This window comes from Sagittula sp. (assembly GCF_052825245.1).
In genome coordinates, this window is the sequence record NZ_JBRBWD010000014.1 from 114,133 (window position 1) to 133,847 (window position 19,715).

18 protein-coding genes and 1 other RNA gene are annotated in these 19,715 nt (G+C 67.2%); 11 read left to right on the plus strand and 8 right to left on the minus strand.

All coding sequences use genetic code 11. The annotated features are described in order from the left end of the window. The first annotated feature begins 87 nt into the window (after positions 1-87). Complete coding sequence (locus ACU0DV_RS04195) at positions 88-1,281, plus strand: serine hydrolase domain-containing protein (RefSeq protein ID WP_446242460.1); 1,194 nt, start codon at positions 88-90, stop codon at positions 1,279-1,281. An 84-nt stretch (positions 1,282-1,365) separates the two neighbouring features. Continuing rightward, positions 1,366-2,250: a helix-turn-helix domain-containing protein gene (locus tag ACU0DV_RS04200; RefSeq protein ID WP_446242461.1), complete on the plus strand. Its 885-nt coding sequence runs from the start codon at positions 1,366-1,368 to the stop codon at positions 2,248-2,250. Positions 2,251-2,316: 66 nt separating this feature from the next. On the opposite strand, the gene ACU0DV_RS04205 is transcribed toward ACU0DV_RS04200, so the two are convergent. Further along, complete coding sequence (locus ACU0DV_RS04205) at positions 2,317-3,948, minus strand: flavin-containing monooxygenase (protein WP_446242462.1); 1,632 nt, start codon at positions 3,946-3,948, stop codon at positions 2,317-2,319. 216 nt (positions 3,949-4,164) lie between these two features. Between ACU0DV_RS04205 and ACU0DV_RS04210 the strand changes: the two genes are divergently transcribed. Then, positions 4,165-4,803 carry an HAD family hydrolase gene (locus ACU0DV_RS04210; RefSeq protein ID WP_283982335.1) on the plus strand — a complete coding sequence of 213 codons (639 nt, stop codon included), beginning with the start codon at positions 4,165-4,167 and terminating at the stop codon, positions 4,801-4,803. A 16-nt stretch (positions 4,804-4,819) separates the two neighbouring features. Here the strand turns inward: ACU0DV_RS04210 and ACU0DV_RS04215 are convergent, their stop codons facing one another. Both ACU0DV_RS04215 and ACU0DV_RS04220 read right to left on the minus strand, forming a co-directional pair. Next, complete coding sequence (locus ACU0DV_RS04215; protein ID WP_446242463.1) at positions 4,820-5,650, minus strand: class I SAM-dependent methyltransferase; 831 nt, start codon at positions 5,648-5,650, stop codon at positions 4,820-4,822. 141 nt (positions 5,651-5,791) lie between these two features. After that, entirely contained in the window at positions 5,792-6,895 is a 1,104-nt protein-coding gene (locus ACU0DV_RS04220; RefSeq protein ID WP_446242464.1) for a THUMP domain-containing class I SAM-dependent RNA methyltransferase, read from the minus strand. Positions 6,896-7,057: 162 nt separating this feature from the next. Here ACU0DV_RS04220 and ffs point away from each other — a divergent pair. Next, positions 7,058-7,157: signal recognition particle sRNA small type (gene ffs, locus ACU0DV_RS04225), an RNA gene on the plus strand. A 67-nt stretch (positions 7,158-7,224) separates the two neighbouring features. Here ffs and ACU0DV_RS04230 read toward each other — a convergent pair. From ACU0DV_RS04230 to ypfJ, 3 genes are all read right to left on the minus strand, one after another. After that, a complete protein-coding gene (locus tag ACU0DV_RS04230) occupies positions 7,225-7,764 on the minus strand; it encodes a protein-tyrosine phosphatase family protein (protein WP_446242465.1) in 540 nt (179 codons plus the stop codon). Positions 7,765-7,895: 131 nt separating this feature from the next. After that, positions 7,896-9,395, minus strand: a complete 1,500-nt coding sequence (locus ACU0DV_RS04235; protein ID WP_446242466.1) for an ankyrin repeat domain-containing protein — start codon at positions 9,393-9,395, stop codon at positions 7,896-7,898. Between the two features lie 165 nt (positions 9,396-9,560). Further along, positions 9,561-10,403: a KPN_02809 family neutral zinc metallopeptidase gene (gene ypfJ / locus ACU0DV_RS04240; protein WP_446242467.1), complete on the minus strand. Its 843-nt coding sequence runs from the start codon at positions 10,401-10,403 to the stop codon at positions 9,561-9,563. Positions 10,404-10,522: 119 nt separating this feature from the next. On the opposite strand from ypfJ, the gene ACU0DV_RS04245 reads away from it, so the two are divergent. The 5 genes from ACU0DV_RS04245 to ACU0DV_RS04265 all read left to right on the plus strand — a co-directional run bounded on the left by ACU0DV_RS04245 (position 10,523) and on the right by ACU0DV_RS04265 (position 15,607). After that, the gene (locus tag ACU0DV_RS04245) at positions 10,523-12,280 is read left to right on the plus strand and encodes a DNA polymerase III subunit gamma/tau (protein ID WP_283982330.1); all 1,758 of its coding nucleotides are present in this window, start codon (positions 10,523-10,525) and stop codon (positions 12,278-12,280) included. 195 nt (positions 12,281-12,475) lie between these two features. Beyond that, positions 12,476-12,820: a YbaB/EbfC family nucleoid-associated protein gene (locus ACU0DV_RS04250; RefSeq protein WP_283982329.1), complete on the plus strand. Its 345-nt coding sequence runs from the start codon at positions 12,476-12,478 to the stop codon at positions 12,818-12,820. A 9-nt stretch (positions 12,821-12,829) separates the two neighbouring features. Then, a complete protein-coding gene (locus ACU0DV_RS04255; protein WP_283982328.1) occupies positions 12,830-13,933 on the plus strand; it encodes a hypothetical protein in 1,104 nt (367 codons plus the stop codon). Between the two features lie 38 nt (positions 13,934-13,971). Beyond that, positions 13,972-14,565: a recombination mediator RecR gene (gene recR, locus ACU0DV_RS04260; protein ID WP_100927876.1), complete on the plus strand. Its 594-nt coding sequence runs from the start codon at positions 13,972-13,974 to the stop codon at positions 14,563-14,565. Positions 14,566-14,689: 124 nt separating this feature from the next. Beyond that, positions 14,690-15,607: a hypothetical protein gene (locus ACU0DV_RS04265; RefSeq protein WP_446242468.1), complete on the plus strand. Its 918-nt coding sequence runs from the start codon at positions 14,690-14,692 to the stop codon at positions 15,605-15,607. A 132-nt stretch (positions 15,608-15,739) separates the two neighbouring features. Here the strand turns inward: ACU0DV_RS04265 and ACU0DV_RS04270 are convergent, their stop codons facing one another. After that, complete coding sequence (locus ACU0DV_RS04270) at positions 15,740-16,495, minus strand: DUF1013 domain-containing protein (RefSeq protein WP_446242469.1); 756 nt, start codon at positions 16,493-16,495, stop codon at positions 15,740-15,742. A 160-nt stretch (positions 16,496-16,655) separates the two neighbouring features. On the opposite strand from ACU0DV_RS04270, the gene ACU0DV_RS04275 reads away from it, so the two are divergent. Next, positions 16,656-17,285, plus strand: a complete 630-nt coding sequence (locus tag ACU0DV_RS04275; protein WP_446242470.1) for a ribonuclease T2 family protein — start codon at positions 16,656-16,658, stop codon at positions 17,283-17,285. Between the two features lie 43 nt (positions 17,286-17,328). On the opposite strand, the gene ACU0DV_RS04280 is transcribed toward ACU0DV_RS04275, so the two are convergent. Then, entirely contained in the window at positions 17,329-17,979 is a 651-nt protein-coding gene (locus ACU0DV_RS04280; RefSeq protein ID WP_283982324.1) for a sulfotransferase family 2 domain-containing protein, read from the minus strand. Between the two features lie 93 nt (positions 17,980-18,072). Here ACU0DV_RS04280 and ACU0DV_RS04285 point away from each other — a divergent pair, with 93 nt between their 5' ends. Further along, positions 18,073-19,698, plus strand: coding sequence for an AMP-binding protein (locus ACU0DV_RS04285; protein WP_446242471.1), 1,626 nt, complete (start codon positions 18,073-18,075; stop codon positions 19,696-19,698). Positions 19,699-19,715: the final 17 nt, after the last annotated feature.

Here is a 19,715-nt window from a genome sequence, read left to right on the forward strand (position 1 = left end):
ACCGGACACTCCCTGCCGGTCACGGACAGAAAGCCGCCCGAGGGGGCGGTACGCTTTGGCCATGGGAAAACCCTAAGGGAGGACACTATGAAGGATCTCAAGGCCAATTGCGACGCCGTGCTGTCGCGCGTGACAAGCGGCAGCCCCCGCGTGCCGGGCGTGGTCGCCATGGTCACCGACCGCGACGGCGACATCTACGCCGGCAGCGCGGGCGACAGGCGTCTGGGCGACGGGGAGATGAGCCTCGACACGGTCTTTGCCATCTTCTCGACCACCAAGGCGATTGCCGGGACGACCGCCCTGCAATGCGTCGAAGAGGGGCTGCTGGACCTCGACGCGCCGGCCAAGACCTACGCCCCGGCCATCGGAAACCTGCAGGTGATCGAGGGGTTCGACGCCGATGGCAGCCCGCGCCTGCGCGCGCCGAAGTCCGACGTGACCACGCGCCAGCTGATGCTGCACACCGGCGGCTTCGGCTACGACTTCTTCAACGAGACCTACAAGCGCCTGGCCGATGAGCACGGACAGCCCTCCGTCGTGTCCGGCACCCGGGCTGCCATCGAGACACCGCTGCTGTTCGATCCGGGCGAGAAGTGGGAATACGGCACGAACATCGACTGGGTGGGCCAGGTGGTCGAGGGCATCCGGGGCAAGCGCCTGGGCGCGGTCATGGCAGAGCGGGTCTTTGCGCCGCTCGGGATGACCGACATCGCCTTCACCCGCACCGACGACATGAAGGCGCGGACCGCGACGATCCACGCGCGCGGCGAGGACGGCAGCCTATCTCCAATGGACGGCTTCGCGCTGCCAGACAACCCGGAGGTCGACATGGGCGGCCACGGTCTGTACGGCACCGTGCCCGAGTACATGAAGTTCATCCGCATGTGGCTGAACGACGGCGCCGGTCCCAACGGACGCGTGCTGAAGCCCGAGACCGTCGACTGGGCGGTGAAGGGCGCGCTGGTGCCGCCGCAGAAGGTGACCATGCTGCCCGGCGTCATCCCCTCGCTGTCGAACGACGCGGAGTTCTTCCCGGGCCTCGGCAAGGACTGGTCCTACACCTTCATGGTCAACACCGAGACAGCGCCCACGGGCCGTCCGGCGGGCGCCATCGGCTGGGCCGGGCTGGCCAACAGCTTCTTCTGGATCGACCGCGCGGCCGGTGTCGGCGGCTACTGGGCGACCCAGATCCTGCCGTTCGGCGATCCGGTGTCGTTCCCCGGCTATCTGGATTTCGAATCCGCCGTCTACCAGGCCATCGCCGCCGCAAAGGCCGCCTGAGCGCGCTTTCGGACCGTCCGGAAATGTCAGCGGGGGGCGGCACGTCGCCCCCCGCTTTTTTCATGGCCTTTGGGAGGAGGAGCGATGAAAGACCTGATCACTTTCGAAACCCTGCCGAACTGGGTGCCGGGCCGCCTGCTGCTGGCCAGCGACGGCTTGGGCTGGAAAAACGTGGCACTCCGGTCCTACCACTACGAGGGACAGGATGTGACCGTGCCCGCGATGCGGGACTTCATGCTTGTCGGCTACAGGTCCGGTGTGACCCCGATGCAGCGCCGGTTCGACGGGCGCTGGACGAAGGAGACGCTGGGCCCCGGTGCGGTGTCGCTGCTGACCCGCGCGCAGCAGGTGTCGTGGAGCTGGGTGGAGCCCATCGACGTGACCCATGTCTACCTGTCCGGCGCACTGGTGGCCGAGGTCGCGAGCGAGGTCCTCGACTGCACCGTGACCGACGTCGCGCTGGCCGACATCCTGCGCACCGAGGACCCGGTGATGACACACGCCATGTCCGCCATCGCCGAAGAGGCGCAGACGCAGGATCTTGGCGGCGCCCTCTATGTCGACAGCGTGGCCCGCGGGCTGATCGTCCACCTGTTGCGGCGCTACGCCATGGTCCGGACACCGCCGGAGAGTGACGCGGGCGGACTGTCCCGCACCCAGCAGGCGCGCATCCTCGAATACATCGACGCAGGGCTTTCGCAGTCGCTGGACCTGACCGGCATGGCCGAGGCGTTGTCTCTGACGCCGTGCCTCTTTGCCCGCCAGTTCCGCCGCAGCTTCGGCTTGCCACCCTACGCCTTCGTCAAGGCGCGGCGGCTGGAGCGCGCCCGACATCTGCTGGCCCGCACCACCCTGCCGATCAAGGCGGTGGCGGCGGATTGCGGCTTTTCCGACCAGGCCCACCTCACGCGCCTGTTCTCTGCCGCCTACGATGTGACGCCCGCCGTCTTCCGGCGGCAGGCGTCCTAGTCTGCCGATACGACCTATGCGGGCTCCGGTCAGGGCAAGCCTTGCGCCTGCCCTGACCGGTCGCGCTCACTCAGCCGCTTCGACTTCCGGCGTTTTCAACATGGAGAAGCCTTCGTAGCCGTTCTGCGCGATCTCCTGACACTTCTTCCGGTAGGTGCCGACGCCGCCGGTGTAGGACAGCACCCGCCGCGGTTTGCCCGCCACGTTGGAGCCGGTGTACCACGAGTCCGTCTTCGAGATCAGCGTGGCATTGGCCGTCTCGTCATGGTGCGCGACCCAGGCGTCCTCTGCCTCTGCCGTCGGTTCGATCACCGTGGCACCCGCGGCACGCACCGCCTTGATGCAGTCGGTGATCCATTCCGTCTGCTGCTGCAGGCAGGTGGTCATGTTGCACAGCGCCGCCGAGGGGGCGAGCGGCGCGCCGGTCATGAACAGGTTGGGGAAACCGTGCTTCTGGATGCCCAGCGTGGTGCGGATGTCCTTCGACCATTCGTCGCGAAGCGTCATGCCGTCGCGCCCGGTGATGTCGATACGTGTCAGCGCGCCCGACCCGGCGTCGAAGCCCACGGCCATGATGATGACGTCCAGTTCGTACACCGTGCCGTCCGCCAGCTTCACGCCTTCGGGCACGATCTCGGCAATCGGGTTGTTCCGGACCGGGACGGCGGTGACGTGCTCCTGCCGGTAGACCTCGAGGTAGTTCGTCTCCAGCGGCACCCGGTGCGTGCCGAACCCGTAGTCGCCGGGCTTGGGCACGAGGATGTCGATCAGTTCCGGATCCTTCAGCCGTGCCGCCATCTTTTCCCGGACGAAGGCGCTGATCTCCTCGGACACCTCCTCGTCGAAGAACATCTCGCCGAAGGAGGCGAGCCACAGTTTCAGCGATCCGTCGGCGTGGGTGTCTTCGAGGATCTTGCGGCGCTGTTCCGGTGTGCAGTCGGCCCAGGCATGTTCGAAGTCGTACTCGAACCCGGTGAAGGTCACGGGCAGGTTGGTCTTCAGCTCATCCCAGCGCGCCTTGTAGGCAGCGGCCTCGGCCGGGCCGTACTTCGGGTTCTTCATCGGCAGCACGTATTGCGGGGTGCGCACGAAGACAGTCAGAGAGTCCACGACCGGCGCGATGGTCTGGATCACCTGGATGCCGGTGGCGCCGATGCCGATCACACCCACGCGCTTGCCTTCGAGGTCGATGCCTTCCTTCGGGTAGCGCCCGGTATGGACGATGGTGCCCTTGAAGGTGTCCTGACCCGGAAAGCGGTCGGTCAGCGGCGCCGACAACATGCCCGTGCAGCCGATGAGGAACCGGGTGTCGAACGTCTCGCCGGTGTCGGTCTTCACGATCCAGCGGCCCGTGTCCTCGTTCCAGCGGGCCGACGTCACCTTGGCGCCGAAGGTGAAGTCCTTGCGCAGATCCAGCCGGTCCGCGACGTAGTGCATCCAGCGCTCGATCTCCGGCTGGCCGGGAAAGCGTTCGCTCCACGTCCAGTCCTTGTAGAGCTTCTCGTCGAACAGGTACTGGTAGATGTAGCTCTCGGAGTCGAACTTCGCCCCCGGGTAGCGGTTCCAGTACCATGTGCCGCCCACGTCGGTGCCCGCCTCGACGCCGTGCACGTCGAGGCCCTCCTGCCGCAGCTGGTGGAGCTGGTACAGCCCCGCCACGCCCGCGCCGATCACCAATGCGTCCAGTTTCCGTGTCATCCTGTTCCTCCCTTTGGGTATCCTTTCCGGATGGCCCCTCCCGGCCAGCCGATCCACAAAGGCTAGGCGTCTCCTGCCCCGAGGGTCTTGAACGTTCCTGACGCGCCTTTGAACGAAAGCCGCAACAGCCTGACACATGACGTGAAGCCGCCCGGCTTCCGCAGGGCGCCGCCTCGTGTTAGCGATCACCTGACGGATTTAAGGAAGGGTTTGGCCATGCCATACGACGCGGTGATCTTCGATCTGGACGGTACGCTTCTGGACACCGAACGCCTGGCTTTCGAGGCCGCCCGCCGCGCCAGCTCCCGCTTCGGCCCGCCCATGACCGAGACCTTCTTCCGCACGCTCATCGGTGGCGACATGGCATCGACCAACGCCCGGCTCGCCGCCGAATACGGCGCCCACCGGATGGCCGAGTTCGACGCCGCCTGGGATGAGGAACACGACAACCTGCTGGTCGCAGGCATGCCCCTGAAACCCACGGTGCACGCGCTCCTCGACCTGATCGAGGGGATGGGGCTGCCCCGCGCGGTGGCCACGTCGTCGGGCCGTGCCAGCGCCGACCGCAAGCTTCTGGCGGCGGATCTGACCCATCGCTTCACCACCGTCGTGACGCGCAATTGCGTGACCCGGCCGAAGCCCGATCCGGAACCCTACCTCACCGCCGCCGCCCGTCTGAACGTGGCGCCCGAGCGGTGCCTCGCGTTCGAGGACAGCACACCCGGTGCCCGCGCCGCACGCGCCGCCGGAATGACCGTTGTCGTGGTGCCGGACATCGCGCTGGTCGAGGACGGCCACGCCCACCACACCGCCGCCGACCTGCTGAGCGGCGCACGCATGGCCGGGCTGGGCTGACCTCCAAGGGCAGCCCTCACCCCGGTTTGCGGCAGACGATCTGAACCGGATGGGTCCGGCGCTCCGCGATGTTGCGCGCGGCATTGCGGACGATCTGCGGTGCCTGCCGGCCCAGCAGGATGTGCACGCCGAACACGGGAACCTGCCCCTTCTCCGCCATCTCGATGGCCTTGTTATAGCCCGCCAGGTACTTCTCGCCGGTGTCGGTCACGTCGATCCCGGTAAAGCCGGCCGCCGCGAGCAGGGCCACCGTGTCGTCGGGGCGCATCAGGTAGGCGCCGCTGCCATCTTCAGACCACGGCAGCGGGTGGTGCGGATCGCCCACAGGTCCCAGCCCGTGTTCCGTGATCGCGAAGAAGGCCCCGGGTTTCAGCACGCGAAAGGCTTCGCCGAAGAACCCGGCACGATCCGGCACGTTCATCGTGACGTGCTGGCTGTATCCCCCGTCAAATCGTTCATCCTCGAAGGGCAGCGCCTGTCCGTCGCCATGCACGCAGGTGACGCGGCCCGTCATCCCGACCAGATCGGTCAGCCTGTTCGCTGCCTCGACGAAGGGGGCGGTGATGTCGATGCCCTCAACATGGCAGCCGAAGCGCTGCGCCAGGTAGCGCGCCGGGCCACCGATGCCGCTGCCGATGTCGACGATCCTCTGGCCTTCGCGGATGGGCAACACCTCTGCCAGATCCTGCGTGGCCGGAAAGCCGCGGGCGTGGAAGTGGTCGACCGGGGCGAGCTGTTCGATGGTCACCGTCTCGGGGTCCATCCCGGCGGCCTTCATGGTCTCGACGATCTTGCCGTAGACGTCCCCGGTGCCCCAGTGGTCCGAGATATTCTGACTGTCCGCCATGCGCGCCTCCCTCTGACGTTGGGGAAGCTTACGGTCAGTTGGCCCGATGTGGCAACGCCGTTGCCGGACGCTTCCCGGTCACCCGGCCAGCCGGACTGCCCCATAGGGCAAAAACACAGTCCTGCGCGATTGGGCGGTCGCTCAGATCCTCGCCTGGTACAGCCTGACCTTCAGCCCGCCAAAGGCCACCTGCGGCCCGGCGTCGAGCTCCAGCCCGGTTGCCTTGGCAAGCCCTCCGTCCGAGGTCACCATACCCAGCCGCCATCCGCCAAACCGCTCCTTCAGCACCGCGCCCAGCGACCCGTACAGCCCGAACAGCAGCTTCCGGTCGCCGATCCGCGCGCCGTAGGGCGGGTTGACCATGACCAGTCCCGGCGGCCCATCGGGGCGTTCGAGGGCGCTGACCGGCGCGCGGGTGAAGGTGCAGACCCCGGACACCCCGGCCCGCTCCGCGTTGGCCGTGCTGCCCCGGATGGCCCCGTCGTCGCGGTCAGCGCCGAAGAACCGACAGTCCGTAGGCCGGGCTTCCAGGCCGGCATCGCTGCGGATCGCGTCATAGGCCTTGGCATCGAACGTCGGGAAGGCCTCTAAGGCGAACCCGCGCGCACGGCCCGGCGCCAGCCCCAGCGCGATCTCCGCCGCTTCGATCACGAAGGTGCCGGAACCGCACATCGGGTCGACCACCGTTTCGGTCCCGCGATACCCGGCCGCCCTCAAAAAGCACGCCGCCAGCGTCTCGCGCAGGGGGGCCTTGCCGACTGCCTCCTTGTAGCCGCGCCGATGCAACAGCTCGCCGGAGGTGTCGAGCGACACGGTCACGAGGTCGTCCTCGATCCGCACCATCACACGGAAGGTCCCTTCGGCCCCGACCTTCAGCCCGGCCACCTCCATCGCACCGGCCACGCGCGAACGAGCCGCGCGGTCGTGATAGATCTTCGACGCGCGGCAGGTCACGTCGACCCGCACGTCGGCGCCCTTGGGGAGATAGGCGGCCCAATCCACCTTCTTCGCGCGCTTGTCGAGCTGGGCCAGGTGAAAGGCGCGGAACTCGGCGATGCGGATCAGCACGCGCGACGCCCCGCGCAGGCAGAGGTTCGCCCGCCAGACGTCGTGCCAGCCGCCGCTTGTCACGACGCCGCCCGCAACGGCCTCAGGCGCGGCGAATCCCTGCTCCGCTGCCTCCTCTGCCAGCAGGGTTTCCAGCCCGGGCGGGGCGCTCAGGAATATCTCGAAAGGCGTGTCCATGTCCCCGCTCTTACCGGTTCCGGCCCGCCTGTCCACAGGGTTTCGCAGAACAGGCCCGGGATCGGAGGGGTCGCGCGGGCCTCCGGTCGCCACGTCTCCGCACGTCGACCGGCGGGCGGGCCGCAACCCTTGCAATCCGCGGCGCGAACCCCTAAATGAGCGGTCGAGAGGTTGTGCGGGCAGGCGCCTCGCCAACCCGGTCAGGTCCGGAAGGAAGCAGCCGTAACGAGCCCCGCTTGGGTCGTTGCAATCTCTCACCAGAAAGCCCCGGCCCCGCGCCGGGGCTTTTGCTTTTCCGGATCTTGACGCAATGGCGGGCGGTCGCGGGATCAACGCTCCGGATGACGGACAAACTTAGCCGCGCCGCGCGTTGCGGCCTTCGCCCAATCCATCTGATCGGGCGTCCCCTCTGCCTCCGGACAAACGCTCTTCAACCGTTCCTCGGCCTCGTCGGGGGCTTCGCCCGCCTCGATCATCAGGCGCAGCACGGCCATGCCGCAGCGCCCGCCGCCGTTCCGGCTGTTCACAAGGACCCGCCCGCCGCCCAGCAGCGCACGCCGCGCCTGTTCCGACACCGAAGGCCAGGTCTCCATCTGGCTGTCGCTCGGCCTGTCCCCCGGCCCGATCGCGAGGTGCACCCAGCGCGTGCCCTTGTCCTGGATGTTCTGGCCAAGGTTCATGGCGCCTGCGTCCACCAGTTCCTCGGGGGTCACGAGCGACAGCACAATGGCCGGGCGCCAGCTTGCCAGGTGCTCGAGGTCGCCGCGATAGTCGCCGCCCGCACCCGGCAGCGGCGAGATCGCAACGATCCCGCCACCGACGGGCCACGCATGCATCACGACCGCCGATTTCTCTCCGATCCCCGTCACTTACCCCGTTCTTTCCGTTCCCTTGTTCACCCGACTGGGGAAAATCCGTTCCCGGCGATGATACACACTTGACGCCCCGGTCCTAGCGATTCGGTCGGCATGACGGCCGTGGAAGGTGAACCGGGGCACTCTCAGACCACCTGCCCCGGCCGGGCCTCCGCCCAATCCGACAGGAACCGGCGCAGGTCGGAGCGCCCCGTCGCGGAGATCACGTGCCTGGGCAGGGCGACCCCGGCCTCCAGCGCCAGCCGCAGACATGCTTCGTGGTCGCGGTCGGCACGCGCGGGGTTGTTCTCCGACCCGTGCAGGATCGTCGACAGGAGCGTGCCCCCGTAGCCGTTGACGTGGCTCAGGTCGGGCCTCAGCGACAAAAGCCAGCCCACGATCTCCGGCAGCCCCTCCCAGCCCGCGATCTGCACCGGCGTGACCCCATGCGCATCCGTTGCGTCGGAGGGCAGACCGACGGCGACGAGGCGCTGCAGATGGTTCATGCGGTCCGGCAGATGCAAGATCTCGCGGAAGATGTTGCGGTAGGGTTCGGCGAGCCGGTCAGGATCGACGCAGTCTCCCGGGCTGTCCAGCCCCTCTGCCGCGCGCACCAGAAGCGTCTCCTCCCGGCTCAGGTCGCAAGTGACGCCGCGGGCCTCGAGCGCCACTGCGACCTGCGCGTTGCCGTAGACCTTCGCGAAGGCCAGGGGATGCGTGCCCTGCCAGCGCCGTTCCGGGTCCGCGCCCGCGTCCAGCAGCATCTCGGCCATCGGCCTGTCGCAGCCACGTCGTGCGGCGTGATGCAAGGCAGTGATGGCGCCACCGTTCAAGTCCCCGGTGTCGGAGTACGCCTCCAGCAGCATCCCGACTGCGACGTGGTCGTTGAAATCCATGGCCCGGAACAGCGCGTTCGTTCCCTCCGGCGTCGCCCCCGCAGCCAGCAGCAGACGCAGGCCGCCGTGATGGCCAAGCTCCGTCGCGTGGTAGAGCGATTCGCCGTCGTTCGGATCGGCGCCGTGATCCAGCAGCCATTCGCCCAAGGCCATGTTGTCGGCGTGGCCGATGGCCCCATAGAGCGCCGACAGCCGGTGGCCGTCCGGTCCGGGCAGACCGTCATTCACGTCCGCCCCATGCTCCACCAGCAGATCGGCAATGGCCAGCATGTCGCCTTCCAGTTCCGGGCACTTGTGTATCCAGCGCGAAAAGCTGAGGTGCAGGATCGGCGTTCGCGGCCCCAGCTGCTGTACCGCCAGTTCCGGCCGGGCGGCCAGCGCTTGTTCCACCGCCGCGCGGCGGTAGAGCGCGCATTCCAGTCCAAAAAGGCCATCCGGCAGGTCGGGTGTGTCGGCCAGCAGGGTTTCGGCCAGATCGACCTGCCCGTGGGCCAGCGCCACCTTCAGGCGTTGCAACCGGGCGGCCCGGTCGAGGCCGGTCCTCTCCGCCTCCGCCTTCAGCCGCGGCCAGCTTGCGAAGCCGTTCTCCTGCGCGATGATGAACAGGAAATCGGCCCGGACAAGGTCGGTCAGGTCCTTGCGCGGCGGGTGCTGGCGCACACGTTCGACGGCCCACGGTTCGCGCGCGATCCACGCGCGGTGCAGAAGTTTGGCGTCGAGACGCAGCTTGTCGAGGGATGTTTCGGACATCGGCTTCCTCCGTCATCGCCCGCAATCCGCTGCTCGGGCCAGAGAAATCCGAAGATGTGGGTCTTCGACGTCAGATGCAGGTGCGAAGGCTTTCCGCGGATCAGGTGGCCCCCTGCCGATGGGCCATGCCCGATCCTAGCGTCAACCGTCCCCGGCGCGCAAGCGTCAGAGACGTTCCGCGCCGAAGGTATCGCAGGCCGCGGGGCTGCCCGACTCGTACCCGTTGCTGAACCAGCGCTGCCGCTGTTCGGAGGTGCCATGTGTGAAGGTATGCGGGTTCGGGACCCGTCCCGCCTTGCGCTGGAGGTAGTCGTCACCGATCCGCTGCGCGGCGTTCAGCGCCTCGTCGATGTCGCCCGGCTCAAGCAGGTCGTCGACGTAGGACGCCCACACGCCCGACAGGCAATCCGCCTGCAGTTCCAGCCGCACGGTCAGGGCATTGGCCTCACGCTCGGAGGCGCGCTGGCGCATGGCGTTGACCTCGGCGAGGATGCCGATCTCGTCCTGGACGTGGTGCGCGACCTCGTGAGCGATGACGTAGGCCTGCGCAAAGTCGCCGCCCGCGCCCAGCTCCTGCTTCATGTAGGCGAAGAAGGCGGTGTCGAGGTAGGCCTTCTCGTCGGCCGGGCAGTAGAACGGTCCCGTGGCGCCCGACGCACCGCCGCAGGGCGACTGCATGACTTGGCTGAACAGCACCAGCGTCGGGGGATCGTAGGGCTTGCCGAAGGCGTTTGGGAAGACATTGGTCCAGACCTGCTCGGTCGTGGCGAGGACCTGCGCGCTGAACTCGCCCGCCCGCTCTTCCTGTTCCGTCAGGGGGCGCGTCTGCTGCGACTGGCCTGAGCCGTTTCCGGTCAGGATCGGCGACACGTCGATGCCGGTGAAATAGCCGATGGCCAGCACCAGTAGCACGCCGCCGAGGCCCAGTCCGCCGCCGACGGCCATGCCGCCGCCACGGCCCCGCCTGTCCTCGACGTTGGAACTGCTCCGAATTCCCCTAAGTCGCATGGTCACCCTCCGTACACCCAGTCGTGATCGAACGTCTTAAGTGCGAAGGCGGTTCCCGCAAGGCTTGCGATCCCCTGCCCCGGACAATAGCTTGGCCCCGTCCGATCCAGGGAACCCGCATGTCAGATCAGCCCGCCTACCAGGTGCTCGCCCGCAAGTACCGGCCAGAGACCTTTGCCGATCTCGTCGGCCAGGATGCCATGGTCCGCACCCTCAAGAACGCCTTCGCCGCGGACCGCATCGCGCAGGCCTTCATCATGACGGGGATTCGCGGGACCGGTAAGACGACGACGGCGCGGATCATCGCGAAGGGCATGAACTGCATCGGACCGGACGGCAACGGCGGCCCGACCACCGACCCTTGCGGCAAGTGCGAACATTGCGTGGCGATCATGGAAGGCCGCCACGTCGACGTGATGGAGATGGACGCGGCCTCGCGTACCGGCGTCGGCGACATCCGCGAGATCATCGAGAGCGTGCACTACCGGGCGGCCTCGGCGCGCTACAAGATCTACATCATCGACGAGGTTCACATGCTGTCCAAGAGCGCGTTCAACGCGCTCCTTAAGACGCTCGAGGAACCGCCCGCGCATGTGAAGTTCATCTTTGCCACGACCGAGATCCGGCAGGTCCCCGTCACGGTCCTGTCGCGCTGCCAGCGCTTCGACCTGCGCCGGATCGAGCCCGAGATCATGATCGCCCTGCTGCGCAAGATCGCGGCCAGCGAGGGCGCGGAGATCACCGACGAGGCACTGGCGCTTGTCACCCGCGCCGCCGAAGGCTCCGCCCGCGACGCGACCTCGCTGCTGGATCAGGCAATCTCACACGGCGCCGGAGAGACGACCGCCGACCAGGTCCGCGCGATGCTGGGCCTGGCCGACCGGGGCCGCACCATGGATCTTTTCGAACGCATCATGCGCGGCGACGCGGCCGGTGCGCTCGAGGAACTGGCCGCGCAATATGCCGACGGTGCCGATCCGCTGGCCGTGCTGCGCGACCTTGCGGAGCTGACTCACTGGATTTCCGTGGTCAAGATCACCCCGGATGCCGCCGAGGACCCCACGATTTCGCCGGACGAGCGGGCACGCGGGCAGGCCTTTGCCGACGGTCTCGGCCAGCGCAGCCTCGGCCGGGCGTGGCAGATGCTGCTGAAGGCGATCGAGGAGGTCTCGACCGCACCGTCCGCCATCATGGCGGCAGAGATGGCGGTGATCCGTCTGACCCACGTGGCCGACCTGCCGACGCCCGAGGACCTGATCCGCAAGCTGCAGGACACTCCCCCGCCCCCCATGCCCACCGGCCCCGGTGGTGGTGGCGGGCATGCGCATCATGGCGGGCAAACCCAGGCCACGGGCGTGCCGGCCCCCACGCATCGCGGCCCCTCCGGCCCCGTCGCCTCCCGCTCGGGCAGCGCGGCGCCTGCGCTGGCCACCGACGCGCTGGCCCATTACGCGACGTTCGAACACGTGCTGGACCTGATCCGCGCCAACCGCGACGTGAAGCTGCTGGTGGAGGTCGAGGGCGGCCTGCGCCTTGCCGCCTATCAGCCCGGCCGGATCGAGTTCACCCCGACCGATACTGCCGATCCGCAGCTTGCGTCGAAACTCGGCGCGGCCCTGCAACGCTGGACCGGCAACCGCTGGGCGGTGACGGTTGTGAACGGCTGCGAAGAACCGACGGTGACCGAGCGGCGCGACGCCGCCGACCGCGCACTGAAGGCCGAGGCCGCGCAGCACCCCCTCGTGCAGGCCGCCCTCGCGGCCTTCCCCAAGGCCACGATCACCTCGATCCGCACCCAGGCCGAGGCCGAGGCGGAAGCCCAGTCGGAAGGGCTTCAGGAGGTCGAGGACGAATGGGATCCGTTCGACGAGGATTGAAGAGGGAAGCGCGCCGCCGGGTCTATGGCTTACGGCATGGCCGCAAACGCTGCGGGATACAGCCCATGCGGGCAATGCCGCAGGACCGCCCCGCCGCCTGAAGGCTTGTCGATCGGGGCTGCGCTTGCGATAAGCCTCTGAACCTTCCGGGCGGCGATCATGCAGGCGCGCGCCCCGAACACAGGAGTACAGACGATGTTCAAGGGCCTCGGAAATCTTGGCGACATGGCCAAGATGATGCAGACCGCCAAGGAAATGCAGGGCAAGGTCACGCAACTGCAGGACGACCTGAAGACCATGACCGTGACCGGGGAATCCGGTGCGGGCCTGGTGAAGGCGACGGCCACGGCCAAGGGCGAACTGACCGGGCTGGAGATCGACCCGTCGATTTTCGTGGCCTCGGAAAAGGAAGTGGTGGAAGACCTGATCCTCGCCGCGATCAAGGACGCACAGGCCAAGGCCCAGAGCCGCGCAGAACAGGAAATGCGCAAGCTGACCGAGGAAATGGGGCTGCCTGCCGACATGAAACTGCCGTTCTGAGACGGGACGGTGGGCGCGGCGGAACAGACCGGACGCCACTACCACACCCCCCGGGCATGGGTTCTGGCCGGGGGCATCGCCGTCGGACTGACGACGGTCAGCGGCATCGCCTACCTGGCCACCGAAGCCGCCTTTACCTGCGACATCCGCGACGCGGCCCTGATCCTGCTGGTCACGCTGAACGCCTGGATCGTCTACGCCACCGGCTGGCTGCTGACGCCGCGGCTGGGCCAGATGTACGCCAACATGCCCCTGCCCGCGCACGACCCGCAACGATGGATCGACCGGACGCTGTTCACCCCGGCCTCGCTGGTGCTGGCGGCGGCCTGGGGTGGCCTGCTGGCGGGCGGGATCTGGATCTACGACCCGTGGAACCGCGAGGTCCTGTCGCTGTCGGAACTTGTGCCGCTGATCGCCGAAGCGGCGGAGAACCCGCTGGGCACCGTCCTCGGCGCGCCCGACCATTGCCCGAACCCGGTGCCCAAGCTGTTGCTGACCCGGATGCTCTCGCTCTTCATTTTCTGCGGAAACCTGATCATCGGCGCCGCCGTCGCGGTGATCTTCCGCTTCTGGTGGGCCGTGCTGGTGAGGATCGACGACATCGACCTGCGCATCCTGAACCTTTCGCGCGAACCGCTGCCCGCGCTCCTGCGCGCCAACAGCCTGCTGGTCACAACGTCGGCGCTTGTGGCGTCGCTGTCGATCCTGTCGCTGATCCTGTCCGGCTTCGAGGTCGACCAGACCGTGGCGCTGTTTTCGCTCCTGACCCTGTCGCTGGTCGTGGCCACCTACGCGGTGCCGATCCTGCCCCTGTCGAACAGGCTGCGGGAGGTGAAGTCCGAGGCGATGAACGAGGTGGAGCGCCTGATCGAGGCGCATCACAGGCAGCGCTCCGGCCTGCCGCCGCGCCCCGACGGCCCGCTGAAGGACCCGGAGGGCGACGGCTATCTCGACATCGCGACGCTGGAACCGCTGGACAAGCTGATGGAGACGCGCGACACCCTGCACGGCATCCAGACCCTGCCGCCGGGCGGACAGGTTTCGGTCTCGGCGGCGGGCATCGTCGCCTTCTTGTCCTTCCTGCCGACGATCATCGACTTTCTCCTCAAATGACGTGTACCTATCTGCACTGAACCGAACGCCGCAGGTCCATGAAAGACACCGACCCCATCGACACGCTCATCGGCCTCATGGCGCGCCTGCCGGGGCTTGGCCCCCGGTCTGCCCGGCGCGCTGTGCTGCACCTGATCCGCAAGCGCGGCCCGCTGCTGCAACCGCTGTCCGAAGCGATGACCGAGGTTGCCCGCACCGCGCGTGAGTGCCTGAACTGCGGCAACGTATCGACCGCCGACATCTGCCCGATCTGTAGCGACGAGAGGCGCGGCAACGGCCTTCTGTGCGTGGTCGAGGACGTGGCGGACCTTTGGGCGATGGAACGCGCGCAGGTCTTCAAGGGCCGCTACCACGTTCTGGGTGGGACCCTGTCGGCGCTGGATGGCGTGGGGCCGGACGAACTGCGCATTCCCCGGCTGATGGACCGGCTTGGCGCCGAGAACGTGACGGAGGTCATCCTCGCGCTCAACGCTACCATCGACGGGCAGACCACCGCCCATTACATCGCCGATCAGCTCGAAGGGCGGGTGTCCGTTTCCTCGCTGGCGCAGGGCGTGCCGATCGGGGGGGAGCTCGACTATCTCGACGACGGGACCATCACTGCTGCCCTGAACGCACGCAAACGCTTCTGAACCGATCAGAAACTGCGCCCGAAAGGACGCACCTGCCGCCTCTCGTGGCCTGGGGCTATTGCGCGCTTGCGGGCTATTCGCAATAGCTGCGGCCAACTGCTTGCCCGCTGCCCCGGAGCCCTCCATGTCCTGCCTCGCGCGCCTTGCGCTTGCCGTCGCCCTGACTGCTGCTTCCCTTGTCCCGGCCCATGCCGCCGACAAGACCGCGATGTCGCAGACCGACCTGCTCGGGCGCGAGATCGGCTTTGGCATCGGGCAGACCGCGCTCGATACGGCCGCTGCAGGTGTTTGGCTTGGGGCGAGCACCGGGCGCAGCACGGTCGATCCGTCCGGCGGTCAAGAGACCGACACCGACCGGCGCAACGTGGTCCTTGGCTACGGCTTCGGCGAGACGGGTTTCTCGGCTTTCGCGGGCTATGGGCAGGGTGCCTCCGAACTGGCGGATGACATCCACAAGGCGCGCATCCGCTCCTATTTCCTGGGCCTGACCTACGGCCGCACGGTTGGCCGGCTCGCCTTCGACGGCGCCGCCTACGTGGGCCGCAGCCACAACGTGATCGACAGCCCCGACACCGCCACAGGCGCCGCCGACCGGGACGGGCGCCTGATGGGTCTGACGCTGCGCGGATCGGGCATGCTGATGGACGATGGCGCGGGCCACGGGATCGACTTCGTCGTCCAGGGCGACGCGCTGCACCACACGACCAAGGCCTACCCCGTCTCCGGCCTGCCTGGTGCCACGGTGGACGAGCGTGACAGCACCGCCACCGCCCTGCGGCTGGAAGTAGGCGCGCCGATGACCGCCGCCGGTGCGAGCCTGCGTCCCTTCCTCGGGCTGACGGCCTTCGGCGGCCGGCAGGACGAGATCGCGGTATCCGGTATGGCGCCGTTCGACGCCGTAGACGTGCTGTCGAAGACACAGATGTCGCTGGGCATGAGCTTCAAGGCGCAGGCGCTGAACGGCCTCGGCGGCCGGGTAGAGCTGACGTCCGACGACAAGGGCCACACCGGGTTCAATGCCGGGTTCTCCCTGAACTTCTGAACCGCTCTGTCACGTGGCCATCCGGGCGCCGCGCCCGACCCTGCCCATTCACCCACCCTGCAAACGAAAACCGCGGGCCAGTGACGGCCCGCGGTTTCGAAGTGCTTGCGGCGTCAGAGGAAGAGGCCCGCCTCAGCGGTCCTCGTCCTCGTCCTCCTTGTCTTCAGGCAGGTTGAAGAAGCTGTCGGCGTCCAGGTAGTTCTGGTTGTCGTCCTCTTCCTCGTCGTCGTCGCCACGGGGATCGGACAGCGAGAAGCTTTCCAGCCCTTCCATGTTCGACGGCAGGCGCGGTTCGGCGCTGTCCATCTCGAGGCTCTGCTCCGTCGACACAAGCTTGCGGCGCTCGTCGTCGGTCATCACCTTTTCCAGATCCTTCGCGGCCTTGGCCACGGCGGCGTCAAGCTCCGTCTGCTTGCAGAGGCCAAGTGCCACCGGGTCGATGGGCTGCATGTTCTGGATGTTCCAGTGCGTGCGCTCGCGGATCGACTGGATCGTGGGCTTCGTGGTGCCGACCAGCTTGGCGATCTGGCCGTCGGTCAGTTCAGGGTGGAACTTCACCAGCCACAGGATCGCATTCGGACGGTCCTGACGCTTCGACAGCGGGGTGTAGCGCGGGCCGCGGCGCTTTTCCTCGTCGCGGGCGGCCGGGTTGAACTTCACCTTCAGCCGGTACGTCGGATCCTTCTCCGCCTTGTCGATCTCGGCCTGCTCAAGCTGGTTGTTGGCGATGGGATCGAACCCCTTCACGCCCACGGCCACGTCGCCATCGGCGATGCCCTGGATCTCAAGCTCGTGAAAGCCGGTGAAATCGGCGATCTGCTTGAAGGTCATCGTGGTGTTGTCCACCAGCCAGACGGCGGTCGCCTTGGGGTGCAGCAGCTTGGACATCTCGTCTACTCCTATTCACGTCTTAACGGCCAAACCTTTTCCGTGCCCCGGACCGCCTTTCGGGGCCGCGGGAGACCCCGGATCAACTCCGGGGCGGGTTACCGTTGTGGGGAAACTTGCGCCGTATATAGTGCCGCGAAAATCAAAAGGAAACGGAAAAATGCGCGCCCTTCTTGCCGCCTTTGCCCTGTTCGCCGCCGCCCCCGCACTGGCCGACGGCGAACCCGCCGGGCAATTCGACTATTACGTCATGTCGCTGTCGTGGTCGCCGAACTGGTGCCGGATGGAGGGCGATGCCCGGAACTCCGAACAATGCGACGCGGATTTTGGCTGGGTGCTCCACGGGTTGTGGCCGCAGTACCACCGCGGCTGGCCCGCCTATTGCCCGACGACGGAACGTCAGCCCTCCCGCCAGCAGACCGCCGGGATGGCCGACATCATGGGGACCTCCGGCCTTGCGTGGCACCAGTGGAAGAAGCACGGCGTCTGCTCCGGCCTGTCGGCCAGCGCCTACTACGCCCTCTCCCGCGAGGCCTACGGCACCGTCGCCCGGCCGGCGGTCTTCCGCAAGCTCGACAAGCCGGTGAAGCTGCCCGCTTCGGTGGTCGAAGAAGCCTTCCTGAAGGCCAACCCGGGGCTTGAGAAGGACATGGTCACCGTGACCTGCCGGGACGCCTACATCCAGGAGGTCCGCGTCTGCCTGTCGCGCGACCTGACGCCGGTGCCCTGTGGCCGCGACGTGGTGAAGGATTGCAGCATGAAAGACGCGCTGTTCGAACCGATCCGGTAACGGCCGTTCGGCGCCCGCCCGCCGAACCCGCGCCGCGCGCCCCTCAGAACCTGTAACCGAACCGCATGATGTCCTGACGGCAGATGTTGCCCACGACCTCTGCCGTTTCGTCTGTGTAGTAGGTCCGGTAATCCGGATGCCGGGGAGAGCGGTTGAGGTGCCCGATCCCCGGCATGAAACCAAGGTGCTGCGCCAGCATGTCCATGTCCGGCCGCCACGTCTCCAGCCGGATGTAGTGGTTGCAGCGGTTCCTGCCCTGCGAATCCGTGGTGTAGGCGGTGTAGGGCCACTGTTCCATCTGCTTGCGGGTGAACATGTGCTTCACGAAGTCCGAAAAGGTCATCATCTTGGACAGGTGCACCATCCGGTGATCGAAGCTTTGCGTTCTCAGCCAGTGGTAATAGCTCACCATCCGGTCCCACGGGTTGCGCACCATGGTGAAAACAAAGAAATCCTCCACCTCCTGCGGGGTCACGACGCCCTCGATGTCGATCAGGTTGGAGTGTTTCCAGAGCCGCCCGCGCGCGGTTTCCTGCAGCTTCTTCACCCGGCGCTTGCGTCGCTTGGCCTTTTCCGTGTCGCCGATCAGGATGTCGCCGCGCATCGCGCGATCCTCCAGAGCCGCCGCCAGGGACGTGCCGCCGGTCTTCGGAATGTGCACGAAAATGTATTTGCGCCCGCGGGAAATGATCATCTGAAAACTCCTTTGTCCGGAATACGAAAACCCCCTTTTCCTTCCCCGTCAACTGGCGCAACATTCTTGCTTGACCATCAGGGAGGGTACGACATGGGCTGGCTGAAGGATGAAACCGGACTGGAACGCAACGCGGCGAATTACGTGCCGCTCACGCCCCTGTCCTTCCTCAACCGGGCCGTCCAGATCTGGCCCGATCACCTGGCCGTGGTCTACGGCGCGCACCGCAAGACCTACGTGGAATATGCCGAACGGGTCAGCAGGCTGGCGTCCGGACTGGCCGGCCTGGGTGTGGAGCCGGGCGACGTGGTCGCGACGATCCTGCCGAACATCCCCGCGCAGGTGGAGGCGCACTTCGGCGTGCCCGCCTGCGGGGCCGTGCTGAACGCGATCAACACGCGGCTGGACCCGGACACGGTCTCCTACATCCTCGATCATGGCGAGGCGAAGGTCGTGCTCTGCGACACGCAGTTCCTGCCGGTGCTGGCCGAGGCGCTCGACCGGATGGAGAACGAACCGCCGCAGGTCGTCGAAGTGCCCGACGACCATGCCGGGGTGCACCGCCATTCCGACTACCTGCAGTACGAGGACCTGCTGACGAAGGGTGATCCCGGCTTTGCATGGATCATGCCGGAGGACGAGTGGGAGAGCATCGCGCTCAACTACACCTCGGGCACCACGGGCCGGCCCAAAGGCGTGGTCTATCACCACCGCGGCGCCTACCTGAACGCCATGGGACAGGTGCTGTCGTGGCGCATCGTGCTGCACCCGGTCTATCTGACCATCGTGCCGCTGTTCCACTGCAACGGCTGGTGCCACACGTGGATGATGCCGGCCGTCGGCGGCACCATCGTCTGCTGCCGGGACGTGCGGGCCGACTCGATCTTCAACGCCATCGCCGACGAGGGGGTGACCCATTTCGGCGGCGCGCCCATCGTGCTCAACACGCTGATCAACGCACCCGAGGACCAGAGGCGGGCGTTCGACCATGTGGTCGAGGTCTTCACCGCCGGCGCGCCGCCCGCACCCGCCACGCTCGCCGCGATCGAACCCATGGGCTTCAACGTCACGCAGGTCTACGGCCTGACCGAGACCTACGGTCCGGGCACCGAATGCACCTGGCAGTCGAAGTGGGACCACATGGAGGGCGAGGCCCGCGCCGCCCAGAAATCGCGGCAGGGCGTGGCGATGCCGTTCCTCGAACCGATGGACGTGCTTGACGATGACGGCGCACCGATTCCGCGCGACGGACAGGCCCGCGGAGAGATCGTGTTTCGTGGCAACGGCGTCATGAAGGGCTACCTGAAGAACCCGCGCGCCACGAGAGAGGCCTTCAAGGACGGGCTCTTCCACTCCGGCGACATCGCCGTGATGCATCCGGACAACTACCTGCAGATCGCCGACCGCGCGAAGGACATCATCATTTCCGGCGGCGAGAACATCTCCTCGGTGGAGGTGGAGGGGGTGCTGATGGCGCACCCGGCGGTGCTGCTGTGCGCGGTGGTGGCGAAGCCGGACGAGAAATGGGGTGAGGTGCCCTGCGCCTTCGTCGAGCTGAAGGACGGTCGGGAGGCGACGGAGGCCGACCTGATCGCCTTTGCCCGAGAGCGGCTGGCCGGGTTCAAGACCCCCAAGAAGGTGGTGTTCCAGGAACTGCCGAAGACCTCGACCGGCAAGATCCAGAAGTTCGAGCTGCGCGCACTGGCGAAGGAGAAGTGATTTCGCCGTGCTGCGCA

What these genes read in the sequence shown, in the direction of transcription:
- ACU0DV_RS04195 (WP_446242460.1), top strand. Translation starts at nt 88, where the DNA reads ATGAAGGATCTCAAGGCCAATTGCGACGCCGTGCTGTCGCGCGTGACA.
- ACU0DV_RS04200 (WP_446242461.1), top strand. Translation starts at nt 1,366, where the DNA reads ATGAAAGACCTGATCACTTTCGAAACCCTGCCGAACTGGGTGCCGGGC.
- ACU0DV_RS04205 (WP_446242462.1), bottom strand. Translation starts at nt 3,948, where the DNA reads ATGACACGGAAACTGGACGCATTGGTGATCGGCGCGGGCGTGGCGGGG.
- ACU0DV_RS04210 (WP_283982335.1), top strand. Translation starts at nt 4,165, where the DNA reads ATGCCATACGACGCGGTGATCTTCGATCTGGACGGTACGCTTCTGGAC.
- ACU0DV_RS04215 (WP_446242463.1), bottom strand. Translation starts at nt 5,650, where the DNA reads ATGGCGGACAGTCAGAATATCTCGGACCACTGGGGCACCGGGGACGTC.
- ACU0DV_RS04220 (WP_446242464.1), bottom strand. Translation starts at nt 6,895, where the DNA reads ATGGACACGCCTTTCGAGATATTCCTGAGCGCCCCGCCCGGGCTGGAA.
- ACU0DV_RS04235 (WP_446242466.1), bottom strand. Translation starts at nt 9,395, where the DNA reads ATGTCCGAAACATCCCTCGACAAGCTGCGTCTCGACGCCAAACTTCTG.
- ypfJ (WP_446242467.1), bottom strand. Translation starts at nt 10,403, where the DNA reads ATGCGACTTAGGGGAATTCGGAGCAGTTCCAACGTCGAGGACAGGCGG.
- ACU0DV_RS04245 (WP_283982330.1), top strand. Translation starts at nt 10,523, where the DNA reads ATGTCAGATCAGCCCGCCTACCAGGTGCTCGCCCGCAAGTACCGGCCA.
- ACU0DV_RS04250 (WP_283982329.1), top strand. Translation starts at nt 12,476, where the DNA reads ATGTTCAAGGGCCTCGGAAATCTTGGCGACATGGCCAAGATGATGCAG.
- recR (WP_100927876.1), top strand. Translation starts at nt 13,972, where the DNA reads ATGAAAGACACCGACCCCATCGACACGCTCATCGGCCTCATGGCGCGC.
- ACU0DV_RS04265 (WP_446242468.1), top strand. Translation starts at nt 14,690, where the DNA reads ATGTCCTGCCTCGCGCGCCTTGCGCTTGCCGTCGCCCTGACTGCTGCT.
- ACU0DV_RS04270 (WP_446242469.1), bottom strand. Translation starts at nt 16,495, where the DNA reads ATGTCCAAGCTGCTGCACCCCAAGGCGACCGCCGTCTGGCTGGTGGAC.
- ACU0DV_RS04275 (WP_446242470.1), top strand. Translation starts at nt 16,656, where the DNA reads ATGCGCGCCCTTCTTGCCGCCTTTGCCCTGTTCGCCGCCGCCCCCGCA.
- ACU0DV_RS04280 (WP_283982324.1), bottom strand. Translation starts at nt 17,979, where the DNA reads ATGATCATTTCCCGCGGGCGCAAATACATTTTCGTGCACATTCCGAAG.
- ACU0DV_RS04285 (WP_446242471.1), top strand. Translation starts at nt 18,073, where the DNA reads ATGGGCTGGCTGAAGGATGAAACCGGACTGGAACGCAACGCGGCGAAT.